This is a genomic window from Pseudoalteromonas sp. 1CM17D, assembly GCF_023161805.1.
Classification (GTDB): Bacteria; Pseudomonadota; Gammaproteobacteria; order Enterobacterales; family Alteromonadaceae; genus Pseudoalteromonas; species Pseudoalteromonas atlantica.
Window position 1 is genome coordinate 49,333 of record NZ_JALNTP010000013.1, and the last position, 12,948, is coordinate 62,280.

Below are 12,948 nucleotides of genomic sequence, written 5' to 3' on the forward strand. Positions count from 1 at the left end.
GAGAAGTTACTAACGCCAGCAAGCTGTGCGTCTACAAGTAACTATTACTTCTCCTTCTCTTCTCTGTGTTCTCTGTGGTGATAATAATTTCTTAATCTCTTGAATGGGCTTAATCCAAAACAATTTGACCACCGAGAGCACAGAGGCGCTGCGCGCTACACTGAGAAGTTACTAACGCCAGCAAGCTGTGCGTCTACAAGTAACTATTACTTCTCCTTCTCTTCTCTGTGTTCTCTGTGTTCTCTGTGGTGATAATAATCTCTTAATCTCTTAATCTCTTAATCTCTTAATCTCTTGAATGGGCTTAAACCAAAACAATTTGACCACCGAGAGCACAGAGGCGCTGCGGGCTACACTGAGGAGTTACTAACGCCAGCAAGCTGCGCGTCTACAAGTAACTATTTACTTCTCCTTCTTTTCTCTGTGTTCTCTGTGGTGATAACAATCTCTTAATCACTTGAGTGGGCTTAACCCTAAATAATTTCACCACCGAGAGCACAGAGCCGCTGCGCGCTACACTGAGGAGTTACTAACGCCAGCAAGCTGTGCGTCTACAAGTAACTATTACTTCTCCTACTCTTCTCTGTGGTGATAACAATCTCTTAATCACTTGAATGGGCTTAACCCTAAATAATTTCACCACCGAGAGCACAGAGCCGCTGCGCGCTACACTGAGGAGTTACTAACGCCAGCAAGCTGTGCGTCTACAAGTAACTATTACTTCTCCTACTCTTCTCTGTGGTGATAACAATCTCTTAATCACTTGAATGGGCTTAACCCAAAACAATTTGACCACCAAGAGCACAGAGGCGCTGCGCGCTACACTGAGAAGTTACTAACGCCAGCAAGCTGCGCGTCTACAAGTAACTATTACTTCTCCTTCTCTTCTCCGTGTTCTCTGTGGTGATAATAATCTCTTAATCACTTGAATGGGCTTAACCCAAAACAATTTGACCACCAAGAGCACAGAGGCGCTGCGCGCTGCACTGAGAAAGATCTTCTCCTTCTCTTCCTGTGTTCTCTGTGGTGATAACAATCTATTCATTTTTTATGGGCTTAACCCAAACGCTTAGTCTTTCGCTCACTTACTTCCAATTCGATTTATACGGACCTTTTCGGCCTAGTACCCCATCGACAATACCTTTAAGCATAAACACCAAACGCTTGCGCCTATTTTGTTGCATAACCGAATTTAAAAATAACCTTACAGGCATAAAAAATAAGCATCTGAGTTTCCAGTACATTGGCACATAAGGCCTGCGGCTCAAAAGTAGAATGTTTCTAAATTGATAATAAAGCCTAATAGGTGCGCCTACCTTATAAGTTACGCCTACAAACTTACTACGTGAATCGCCTAACCGGTGCACCATTTCTACATTTTTGGCCTTAGCAATATCAAACCCCATATCACGAGCACGCCAACACCATTCATGATCTACACCATCAATAAATAATGACTCATCTTTAAGCCCAATATGATCCAATGCACTCAAATCAATCATCATACCTGAGGCTATTATTTGTGTAACGCCCACTAAATCTTCGTATTCAAACACATCATGCTGTATACGAGGGCGAACACTTTTATCTGAAAAGCTACACTTAATACGTGGCCCTATTGCAACAATGTTTTGTTGTACCTTTTTTGAAGCTTCAAATAAGCTATGCAATTCAAAAACTAAATTACTTGGGATTAAGCTGTCTTGATCGAGTAAAAGCGCATATTCACAACCAGCCTTAAGTAAAAATATGAGGCCTGCGTTGTGTGCTGCAGCAATCCCTTTGTTATCAGGGAAATGTATATAATGGTAGTGTTCAATAACCTTTTTAAAATCATTTGGCTTAGGGCTATTATCAACTATTACCACCTCATCTGTTTGGCCGTATAACCGAGTAAGTAAACGTTCTGTCAACGTAATATCAGGGTTATAAACGACTAAAACGGCACCAATCATATGCTAATTATGCTTTTTTAAATTTAATAAGAAACGATCTACTTTATAGGCAAACTTTATCCCCCACGACGGCATCATTCTTAAAAGCAATACAAAAGTCGCATAACTGTAGTTTTGTAATGAACGTTGCGAAAGAGCCTCCATAGCTAATAATCGAGCCTTAAATTCGTTAATTGATTTACCTCGTCCACGCCTTTTATAAAAACCATCTACGCGCCTAAAATGCAACAAAGGCTCTTTAACGTTGGCAAATTTATAACCATCTTTCGCTAAAGCAATCCATAAAAAGTAATCTTGTGTGTTTAGCTTATCTGCTAAATATCTGTGCCCTCTTTTAAAGACCGAGTACCTAATAGCAACAGTGGGATGGTTTATAGGGCAACGCCTAGAAAAGGAAGATAACAGTTTAGAGTGAGTGAGTGGTAGCCTACGAACTCCAGCCCTTACACCTTGTTCATCGACTTCCCATAATGCAGAACCTAACACGTCTATTTCACTATGCTTATCAAGTAACGTGACCTGCTTTTCAAATCTGTGTAATACGCAAATATCGTCGGCATCCATTCTAAAAAAATATTTAGGAGCCAAAGGAAGTGTCATCTCAATGATATAATTCATACATGCACTCAACCCTTGGTTTTGAGTACCATGTACCAATATAAAATTAGTGTGTTTTTTTTCTGTTTCTGATAAATACAAAGAAATGGCATCGGCTATACCACCATCAATTACAACAACAAATAAGTCTGGTGGGAGAGTTTGGTTTAAAACGCTTTCAACAGCTTGCGTTACCCACTCAATTTTATCGTTTTTGTAAACAGACATCCCACAAACAGTCTCTACGCTTAAAGGTAAAGCTTGTGGTGTATTCATATAAAAATGACTGTTTGCAGCCGAGGTTGGATTCATATTATCTCTATAAAGTTAAAACAACCAAATAACAGTCATATATACTTAGCAATTCTGTCATTTTATCGCACTTTTATTTATGATTCAAAAAAACTATTAGTGAGTTATTTGCAACTAACAACACTTATTCAAAGGGTTTTATCGAAAAGTTTTCCCTACGAAGGGTTAAGTTTGGATTATAAGCAGGATCTGATAGTATCGTATCCTGCCATGTTGACTTTAGGTAATTTAGTTCATTTTCAAAGCGTTGAACTTTTTCAGGAGTATCTTCATAGCCTCTTGAAACCGATTCATGATGATACAAAACCGCTTCAGCACAATACAAGTTACGTCGTCCCAATTGCTGCACTTTTAGGCATAAATCAACATCATTAAAAGCAATCGCTAAGCTTTCTTCGTTTAAACCTTCAACCGCCCAAAAATCATTTTGTTTAATAAGCAAGCATGCTGCAGTCACAGCACTATAATTTTGAGTAGCAATAAGTCTGTTCATATAGCCGTGGTGATCACCAGGAAAATATTTGTGTCCGTGCCCAGCGCCACCTCCATAGCCCATTACTACACCTGCGTGTTGAATCCGTTTATCTGAATATAATAGCTTTGCACCTACACAACCTATATCTTCACGCATTACATGGCTAACCATATTTAAAAGCCAATCGGGTGAAATTACTTCAATATCATTATTAACTAAAGCGAGCACCTCACCATTGGCTTGCTTAGCAGCAAAGTTATTTATAGCGGAATAATTAAAAGGCTTATTATACGTTAATAGCGTGATCTTAGGGTGCTCACTTAGCTGATTAAAATAGCGTAGGGATTCACTGTCGTCCGAATTATTATCTACTAATAATATTTCGTAATTAGTATATGTTGACTTATTTAAAATTGAATCAATACATGCTCGTACTAGCTCTTTAGCATTACAAGTAGGAATAATTATAGAAACAAGCGGTTTATAGTCTAAATGCCACCGTAAAGATAAAGTCGGCAAGTCATTGCTATTGTCTATTTCAGCCACTTTATTATATAAGGGTTCCAAAAATGCTTTTGCATTAGCAAAGCTAACTAAATTAGATGACCTTGAAAGCATTACAAGCGGTATATGCTGTATTGTTAAAGGTAAATTATTTAAATAACAAAAAACCATATACCTAGCGACATTAAATGCACTCAATGTACCGCATCCATATGCAAAATCGGCTAACGTTTTAACCCATAATCCTGAATTAATATAACCCGCAGTTAACTGTAAATCAGGGTTCCAGTCAGGCTTAAAGTCAGGGTACTCTCTTTCGCGCTCATTACTGAGCTTGTCAGTATCAAAATAAGCTAAATGCGTATCTAAATTTATATGAGTAGTTAATGCAAACGTTAAATAACTATCTAGTTTGTCTCCACTATATACAACAAAACTCGCTTTAGTTTTTTCTTTATTCAGTCGGGCATCACCAACCAGATCAGATGTAACAACAAACTCAAAATCACAATGCTTTGGCAAAAAGTGATTTAAATTCTTTTCGTCTGTATTTTTACACCAAAAAATTACGTTAGAAAAAGGCAGGTGCTGAGCTTTTATAGACGCCAAAGTAATAAATAGCTCATTACTGTTAAATTGTTCAACGCATACAAGTAGCATACTTTCGCATACCATATTTCCGCTACTTTTTATTTGTGCCGACATTTGAGCGTTTTGATGTTTCATATATGCCAGGTAAGACGCTTTTTGCTCTTCAATGGTCTGTAGCTGATACATCAAACCGCTTTTATGTAAGTTATTACTATACACAGCAACTAATTTTGGGTGCTTCTTAATACTTTCAACCCAAGTATTAGGTGTATAGTTAATTATAAACTTGGCTAGGTTTGCGATTGATTTTCTTATATATTGCAATTAATTCGTCCTGTAGCGAAGAATGCTAAAGATGAAAACACATATATCAACTTTATCATGAAGCTAGTAACGCCTTAATATAAGCCATTAAACTGAAGCGCACCTGAAGCAAATTACTCACATTACTTCTAAAGTTATTTAAGTCTGTGTTTTTGGTTGTACTGCTGTTAAAAGTAAATGTTGGATAACGGCAGTAAATAGCATCTTTCACATACTGCACAATAGATGGCAGAGCACTTCTAGGAGGTATAACTTCAAACAAAGCGGCTACAAAAGGGAACCTATCTTCAACATTTGGCTGAGCGTAAACACACAATGCTAAACGCTGTAATAAATCCTTATCTTTTTTTAATATAAAATTAAATACATCTAAGCACTGCGCTTTAGAAACCTCTTGCTTAAAAAAGTCTTGATGAGGCTGGTTTTTTATAACATCTACCAACTCGCCGGCTTGTTCAAATGGCACCTGCTCTGCAAGCCTCTCAATCCAACGAATTGACTGTCTTTTATAGTCATTAAATTGATGTTTACCAACAAAAGTAAATTGTTTTATACCTTTATCATAAGCCTGTAGCACTCTGTCTAATCGGCCTGCATATTGGCCTAACTCGTAGTAATTAAAACACCGTTTAATTTCAAGAGCCTCTAAACAATATCCTGGGTTTACCCGTTCAGGGGCTTTTACATCGAAATCAATATCATTGCTATTAAATACTACACTTAAAAAATCACATACAATGCTTTTATTTACAAACAAATCGTCATGATAGGCTCTTAATGTAAGCTTTTTACCAAGCTGTTGCCCGTATTCTCCCAAGCGTTTTAGCGTGTGCATAGGTAGCGTCTCAGCTCTTTTTATTACCGCAGTATTACCATGGCGCTTAACCGACTGGTTATAGTGAGACTCGTGCAACTGAGCTGGGTTACGAACATATGCAATACACTGCGCATCTGGAATCGCTTTCAGTAGCGTAGGTAAACGGCTAAAAAAGAACTCAGAGCTTAATAAGAGCGTATGACAGTTTGCAGCTTGTGCCTTAGCTATTGTATCTTGCAGCTTCTGCGGGCTATATACATAATCATCATTATGTGCAGAAAAAACAGATAAAAAATTACCTGAACTAATACCATTACTATCTTGTTGATGTTCGGGATAATACACCCCATTAGACATTAAACAGTCGGCATGATCTTTTAGCCACTTTTGAATAGCAGATGTCCCCGTTTTAGGAGGGCCAATATGAATAATTGTTTTCATTAATTTTCAGAGCAGTTAAATAAACTCAGTAAACTATTAACCCGCATATTTTCAGCATTTAATTTTAAATACGAATTAGCGTAATCAAGTGTTGCCAAATCAGCCATTGTACCGTTTTCGCGTTCCACTTGAACAGGTATATAATTAAGGCCGCACGCGATACAAAGCTTCCAAAACTCATCTGACCAATGGCTCGAGAAAAGCTCAACCACGGTGGTACCCGGCCTACAAAATACTATATTAGCTAAACCGGCACCATGCGGGGCAACAACTACGCTTGCAGCTCTAAAAACTTTAGCATTTTGTTTTACCGTGTTTTTTTCACAATATACTGTATTAATCCCGGCTAAATTTAGTTCGTCTAAAAGCTCATTTTCATTTGTAATTATTCGTTTACTACCTAAATTACGACTAATATATATAGACGTACTTGTACTGATTGGTAAGTTAGAGGAAAACGTTTCACGAATAAAATCAACAATCCAATCAGACGTATAAAGCGCATCCCTTGGCTCACTTACTGACACAAAACAGTTACACTTTAATATTCTATTTTGGGCATTTCTGCCTTCTACTTTATTAAAGTCTATTTTAAGCAGCTCACACGCCTCTTTAATAAAAGGTAAATCCTTAAAGTTAATAATTATTTTATCAAAAAAGTTTAAGTCTATGCCCAACGATTTTATAACCTGTACTTTAGGTAAAACATCAAACAAAAAATGACTATAAAACTTACCGCCAGGAGACGTTAAATCAAGTACCTTAAACTTAGAATAGTCAGCATAATCTTTAGCACTATTTAATTTATCAACAGCTGTTTTATAGCTAAAACCATTTACCACTTTGCCGTGGCTAAAAAAGCCCTTTTCTTCATCTAAACACGCCATAGCATTATTTGATGCAAAAACAGAGACCCCTTTTTGTTTAAACGCATTACCACGAAAACGGGCATGATTAGAAACAGCCTGCGGTACGGTTACTGGTGGGTATTGAGCCCCCTTTTTTATTGTTATTTTTTCACCTCTATTAATAATATCATCAATAATAAACTGACTATTTTTAGGTGTTAAGGAATGCTTTAATCTAGTTAATAACACAAAACATCCTTGCATACTTTGCTTTTAAATAGCTCGTTACTGTCAGTAAAAAAATCAGCACAAAGGTTATTCGAGTCTAAAAAATAACTATTTAAAGCCTGTAGCTCACCTTTTGTAAGCAATATTCTTTTTGGTAAATGCGTTTTAGGATATGCGTTTATTTCTTCAATTAAATTGTCGCGTATGCTTGTGTACTTAACAACATCACTTACATGCTGCGTACGCTCTTGTAGCAACAATAATGCGCTGGTAGGTAAAGAAGCATTAATAACCACATTATCATTTGTATTTTCAAGCATTAACCCAAACAGCCTTAGAAATGTTTCAACAACACCATCATCGTAATTAATAACCCAAACATTTTCTTTACCAACGCTTTGTGCCCATCGGTTTAGTTGTTGAAAATAGTTTAATCGCGGAAAATTGTTCAACGCCATTTGAAAGAACCGCCCCTGATACCTGACCTGAGGGTCTTTCACTAACTGGTTAAATAACGACAAGAGTAAATCTGATTGACGCCTGACAGTGCCAATCACCACAACTTTTTTAAACTTTTTAGCCCACTGCTGGAAGCGCGGATTATTAAAATAAAAAGGCGAAAGCTCGCTAGAAATCAGAGCAGAATGGCACTCGTTATCAAGTATTTCTTGCTCAAGTAAATCAAGCACTTCTGGTATTTTGTACTTTGCAGGGTAGCCATGAATAGGCGCAAAGGCTAATGCAAAATGGTGATGCGCTTGGTCATTCATTTGTAACTGCGTAGAATATAAGATTCCTTGCTGTTTTAAAGTCTCTTTTTGTAAATCTAACTGAAATTGAACTGCTGACGTACCAGTTTTAGACCAACCAATATGCAAATATAAAGTTTCAAACATTAATTACTACTCACCTAAAAACGGAAAACGACCAAAATCACTCACTAATACACCCCATTTAAGAATGTGTGCTTCGTTTAAACCTAATTCTCCAACAAAAGGATTCTCATACCCTGCGGCATGCCATTTATCTAGAGGGTTTAAAATATGTAAATTTTGCAACCCAAAGTCACCTGGAATTTGTGCATCGGCTACGGCGTTATCGCCTACATGTATAAAGCTTTGTCCTTTGGGTAAACTCTCTTTTATATATTGCCACATTGTGCCATTGTCTTTTCGTTTACCCAGCTCACTTGAAACTAATAACTCAAACCCCACACTAACACCAACTTTGGCCAGCATAAGCGCCACTTGCTTTTGTGTATAATACGTATCAGAAGCAACCGTTATTCGTTTGCCCGATAAAATTAAATGGTTAAATAAATCAACCATTTCATTTTTTGGTAAAATCATTTCTAAATCGTAGGCAAACTCTTGTTCTGCATAGCTACTAGCCTGCTCAGCAGTCCAACTATAACTACTAGCCAAATGCAAGTACGTTTCAAAAATAGTTACATCACCTACAAAGTTTTTTTGCTGCCTCACTTCAAATTCGGCATTATTACGAGCTTTAACAAACTCATGCGCATTTAAAACAAGACCCTGATCCACCAAGCTTTTACCTAGTAATAACTTAGCGTAGTCAGGCGCGTGGTATTTACGCCTGACTAATGTATCAAACACATCAAAACTAACGTGTTCAAAGCCACTAAGTTGTTGAGTTAACCCTTCGGCACTATTTACATATTGCGATAAAATATAACTTTTATCATGAGTTAACTGTCCTGATGTTGGGTAATAAAACAGTTGTTGGTAGCCATTTTTCTCTGCAAGTAAACCTAATAAACGTTCAAGAGCATGGAGCTCTGAGCCATCGTTAGGCAAAGGTTCACCAGGAAAGTCATCGTAATCGTACGACTTGTTTAATAGCTGTTTTAGTGCTTGCGGCCTTGCCCAAAACATACCACCAGCAGGATAAGCAATAAAATCATCGGTTAACTCTATTTCCCACTCGTTAGCAATTTTTTTAGCATGTGGTTTATTTTTAAGCCAGTGATTAACCCAATTAGGCATCATCCAAAACGAGGTTGGGTAATAAATTCCCGTATTTGGGTTATTGTCAAAATGATTTAAAACTTGCTTAATAACGTGCTGGTCTTTTAAAAGGTATTCGCCTAGGTAATCGGCCCATTGTGTTTGAGCGCGGCCAGAATAAAGCGATTTTTTAGAATGCATATGACAAAACAAATCGTAATTTTGTAAATCTTTAGCAAACTCAACAAGTAAAGGTCCAAAATTACGCCCATGATTAGGCACAACTTTAACTGTCAGCTTATTTATTTTAGGGCAGGCATTAAAAACCGACTGTGCTTTACTAGCAAGTTCGTCGCTGGCAACACTTATGAATACATCAACCTGCTGTTCGTATTTAGCCAAGCTGTTGGCGTAATAATCTATAAACTCACCATAAAAAACATGAAAGCACATGGCAATCTTTTTACTTTTAGGTCTGCCATCTGCGGTTGAGCTAATAGCTTTTGGGTACCACTTGCGCGCAGCGGGCATGGCTAACCGGCCCTCTTGCTCGCCGTGAGCCATATAATGCACTAAAGCATTTTCACCGTGTAAATAAATATCTGTATTACATTTATAATAAAGCTCGGTGTCAAAGTTAGGGCTAGGGTTAATACAACTGAAAGTCCCTTTATTTAAGTAATCCTCAAAGGCTTCTTGTTCGCAACTAAATTCACGGCACTGATTAGCACTGTACCAATGACTATCAAACAAGCCTTTAGCCTTTGCAGTATTTAGCAGTAAATTAAACTCTTTTTGAGAGTAAGACTTATTTAAAGCTCTACTTTTTACATACTGGCGTGCAACAACCCTACGCTCAACCCCTTTTGCAACCCTAAATAAAAAAGGTTGGTTTTTTACGAAGTTAAACAGGCTTGGCGCTGTTTTTTTTATAAATTGTTTGTTGATCATTAACCTAAACCAAAAAATTGAATTGCATTAACGGTACCATTACCCGCTACATCATCATCGATGTCAAAAATATGTCTAACTGCATGAGGAATCATATTAGGCTTTGCTAAATAGCTTTCTAGTAGAGCTTCTAGCTCGTTAGGTGTAAAGCTAATTGCATACTGTGCATTGTGCCCACATAAACTTAAAGCACCAGCCATAACTTGCTCTAAAAGGTAAAAATAGCGTTGCGAAGCAACTTTTCGGCCGTAATACATATCAAAACTATTAGGATTAAGGGTATTAAATTTTATATCTCTAAACTGCCCGCTAGGTGCTGTTAGCAATGACTCTAGAAACATTGAGCGATCTAACGGTAAGTAACCGTCACCTATTTTTACCCCTTCTTTTAAATACCCCTGCATAAAAGCACTTGTGCCAGCTATTTTATGCGAACCAGGGTTAGAAGAAATCAAATAATGCCCATGCGTATTTTTGTTAAGCAGTATGCCTAATAAACTCTGAATAGTACCTGAGTAGCCTAAATCTACTAAGTGTAATGTGCTTTGAGAAGTAACCTCTATAGACTCTAAATACGCCAAATAAGCACACTTAATTGGCGCTACAAGTAAATTTATTTTATCACGGCTAGCGCTTAACATAGCAACGACTTTATTTTTATCTTTTGAAAGATCTATTTGGCTATTGAAAACCTGTTCTGTAAATAAAGTAGTAATTTCTGCATCTGAAAGTAAAAAACGGGTGCGCATCAGATTATAGAAAGTACCGCAAAATTCGCCCTTTAAAGAATACGCATAACTACGTTCGTCGTTAAGTAGTAGTTTAAATAAAAAAGCACGAGAAACTAATAAGTAATAGCTATTACGCTGCGCATTTGCGCCATGTAAATATTGGTTATAAGCTCGTTGTAACCAATAACCTTCGCGGGCTAAAAAGTAAACAGGTGTATTTTGTGGTTGATTAAGTAGTAACTGCTGCGAAAAATAACTAAGTAAAGGCCCCAAAAAAGTAGAACCAAAATTAGCGTATTGAGCTTGCGTTACTGCCGATACATCACTGTTAACCATAAGCGTACACCACTCCTAAATAAATTAATAAATAAAAACATAGTGGTGTTAAATAGCAAAAAAGTACACCCTAAATTTATGCAAAGCGTATTGTAGGTCGCAATACAATGTGAGTAAACTATATTGCTTTAATTGCAACTAAAAATAAGTATTTAAGGCATAAAAGCTTATTTTTTAGCTCATATAAACAAAGCCTCTGAGTAAAATTTTTATAGCAGTAATAGTTTCCCCTTAATTACTTTATTTTATTAAATTGTATTTGCCTATTTTGTAACTTAAAACTAGGTTTAAGTTTTGCCTCAAAATAACAGAGGAATTATGCAAATACTTCACCATGGAGCGGTTAATGGAGTTACAGGCTCTTGTCATGAGCTAGCGATTAATACACAAACCAGCGTATTAATTGATTGCGGGCTTTTTCAAGGAGAAGATGCCAAAGCCGACCTATCTATTGAATTTGATATAACCAATATAAGCGCGCTAATAATAACCCATTGTCATATTGATCATGTAGGGCGTATACCTTATTTATTGGCAGCTGGCTTTAAAGGCCCTATATTTACAACTCCCGCCTCAGCAAGTTTACTCCCACTTGTTATTGAAGATGCCTTAAAAGTAGGTGTAACACGTGACCCCAAAATTATAAAAGCCAGCCTAAACTTACTACAAAAATACATTGTGAGTGTTAACTTTAAAACATGGTTTACCCTTCCATGCAAAGGGGAGCAAACTGCAAAAGCGAGGTTTCAGCGAGCCGGCCATATACTTGGCTCTGCATATATTGAAATAGACATTACCCATACAACCAGCTCAAATCAACATAATGAAAACACCCATAGAGTGGTATTTTCAGGTGACTTAGGCGCACCTTACACCCCATTGCTACCGACCCCCAAAGCGCCCTATAAAGCAGATACATTAGTGATTGAATCAACTTATGGTGATAAAAATCATCAAGACCGCAAAGAGCGCGCGCACACACTAAAAAAGATTATTGAACGCGCAGTAAAAGATAACGGCATAGTATTAGTACCGGCATTTAGCATAGGGCGTACTCAAGAGCTACTTTACGAACTAGAGCAGCTGATACATCAATCAGCTAAAGGCTCACCTTGGCGTAATATTCATGTAATTTTAGACTCCCCCATGGCAGCCAATTTTACCGAGCAATATATTAAATTTAAACATTTATGGGATGCAGAGGCTAAACTTAAAGTAGCCAAAGGCCGCCATCCGCTAGATTTTGAAAACCTAACTACGGTAGATACTCATAGTGAGCATATCGCCATTATTAATTATTTAGCGTCGCGCCAAACACCCGCCATTATTTTAGCTGCCAGCGGTATGTGCAGTGGTGGGCGGATAGTAAATTACCTAGAGCGCTTTTTAGGTGACAAAACAACCGATATATTGTTTGTTGGCTATCAAGGACGGGGGACGCTTGGCCGCGATATACAAAAATATGGCCCACGCAATGGCTATGTATTTATAAACGATACACGTATTACAATTAACGCACAGGTGCATACCATTAGCGGTTACAGCGCACATGCAGATCAAAACGGCTTAGTTAAATTTGTAACAGGTATGAAGAAAAAGCCCAGCCATATAAAAATTCTACACGGCGATGATAATGCAAAACATGCATTAGCAAACAAGTATAAAGAGGTGTTAGGGGAAGGCATTAAAATTGAGATTGCCACGTAGCTTAACTGTATTAGCTTAACCCAAAGTAACTTTAGCACCGAGGCGCTTCACCGAGAAGTAATTAGCTCTTCTCTTTCACTTCTCCGTGCCCTCTGTGGTGATAATAATCTTTTAATTACTTACGCACTTAACTCAAACCATTTCTTCCACCGAGAGCACAG

General features: G+C 37.5%; 9 protein-coding genes. 1 reads left to right on the plus strand and 8 read right to left on the minus strand.

Annotated features, from left to right (window positions below; genetic code table 11):
- Nucleotides 1-1,085: 1,085 nt before the first annotated feature.
- The 8 genes from MSC25_RS18185 to MSC25_RS18220 all read right to left on the minus strand — a co-directional run bounded on the left by MSC25_RS18185 (nt 1,086) and on the right by MSC25_RS18220 (nt 11,080).
- Nucleotides 1,086-1,955, minus strand: a complete 870-nt coding sequence (locus tag MSC25_RS18185; protein WP_248444179.1) for a glycosyltransferase family 2 protein — start codon at nt 1,953-1,955, stop codon at nt 1,086-1,088.
- 3 nt (nt 1,956-1,958) lie between these two features.
- The gene (locus tag MSC25_RS18190) at nt 1,959-2,864 is read right to left on the minus strand and encodes a glycosyltransferase (RefSeq protein WP_138579967.1); all 906 of its coding nucleotides are present in this window, start codon (nt 2,862-2,864) and stop codon (nt 1,959-1,961) included.
- A 124-nt stretch (nt 2,865-2,988) separates the two neighbouring features.
- Complete coding sequence (locus MSC25_RS18195; RefSeq protein ID WP_248444181.1) at nt 2,989-4,758, minus strand: glycosyltransferase family 2 protein; 1,770 nt, start codon at nt 4,756-4,758, stop codon at nt 2,989-2,991.
- A 55-nt stretch (nt 4,759-4,813) separates the two neighbouring features.
- Nucleotides 4,814-6,016, minus strand: a complete 1,203-nt coding sequence (locus tag MSC25_RS18200; RefSeq protein ID WP_248444183.1) for a hypothetical protein — start codon at nt 6,014-6,016, stop codon at nt 4,814-4,816.
- A complete protein-coding gene (locus tag MSC25_RS18205; RefSeq protein ID WP_248444185.1) occupies nt 6,016-7,113 on the minus strand; it encodes a glycosyltransferase family 61 protein in 1,098 nt (365 codons plus the stop codon). Before MSC25_RS18205 ends, MSC25_RS18200 begins: the two co-directional genes overlap by 1 nt.
- Nucleotides 7,104-7,988 (minus strand): hypothetical protein, encoded by an 885-nt coding sequence (locus tag MSC25_RS18210; protein ID WP_248444187.1) that lies wholly within the window; start codon nt 7,986-7,988, stop codon nt 7,104-7,106. Before MSC25_RS18210 ends, MSC25_RS18205 begins: the two co-directional genes overlap by 10 nt.
- Before the next feature lie 6 nt (nt 7,989-7,994).
- The gene (locus MSC25_RS18215; RefSeq protein ID WP_248444189.1) at nt 7,995-10,013 is read right to left on the minus strand and encodes an HAD-IA family hydrolase; all 2,019 of its coding nucleotides are present in this window, start codon (nt 10,011-10,013) and stop codon (nt 7,995-7,997) included.
- Nucleotides 10,013-11,080 carry an HAD family hydrolase gene (locus MSC25_RS18220; RefSeq protein ID WP_248444191.1) on the minus strand — a complete coding sequence of 356 codons (1,068 nt, stop codon included), beginning with the start codon at nt 11,078-11,080 and terminating at the stop codon, nt 10,013-10,015. Before MSC25_RS18220 ends, MSC25_RS18215 begins: the two co-directional genes overlap by 1 nt.
- A 318-nt stretch (nt 11,081-11,398) precedes the next feature.
- Here MSC25_RS18220 and MSC25_RS18225 point away from each other — a divergent pair, with 318 nt between their 5' ends.
- On the plus strand, nt 11,399-12,787 hold the full coding sequence (locus MSC25_RS18225) for an MBL fold metallo-hydrolase (protein ID WP_248444192.1): 1,389 nt from the start codon (nt 11,399-11,401) through the stop codon (nt 12,785-12,787).
- Nucleotides 12,788-12,948: the final 161 nt, after the last annotated feature.

Excerpts from the sequence above, each read along its gene's own strand:
- MSC25_RS18185 (WP_248444179.1), bottom strand. The coding sequence starts at position 1,955 with ATGATTGGTGCCGTTTTAGTCGTTTATAACCCTGATATTACGTTGACA.
- MSC25_RS18190 (WP_138579967.1), bottom strand. The coding sequence starts at position 2,864 with ATGAATCCAACCTCGGCTGCAAACAGTCATTTTTATATGAATACACCA.
- MSC25_RS18200 (WP_248444183.1), bottom strand. The coding sequence starts at position 6,016 with ATGAAAACAATTATTCATATTGGCCCTCCTAAAACGGGGACATCTGCT.
- MSC25_RS18210 (WP_248444187.1), bottom strand. The coding sequence starts at position 7,988 with ATGTTTGAAACTTTATATTTGCATATTGGTTGGTCTAAAACTGGTACG.
- MSC25_RS18215 (WP_248444189.1), bottom strand. The coding sequence starts at position 10,013 with ATGATCAACAAACAATTTATAAAAAAAACAGCGCCAAGCCTGTTTAAC.
- MSC25_RS18220 (WP_248444191.1), bottom strand. The coding sequence starts at position 11,080 with ATGGTTAACAGTGATGTATCGGCAGTAACGCAAGCTCAATACGCTAAT.
- MSC25_RS18225 (WP_248444192.1), top strand. The coding sequence starts at position 11,399 with ATGCAAATACTTCACCATGGAGCGGTTAATGGAGTTACAGGCTCTTGT.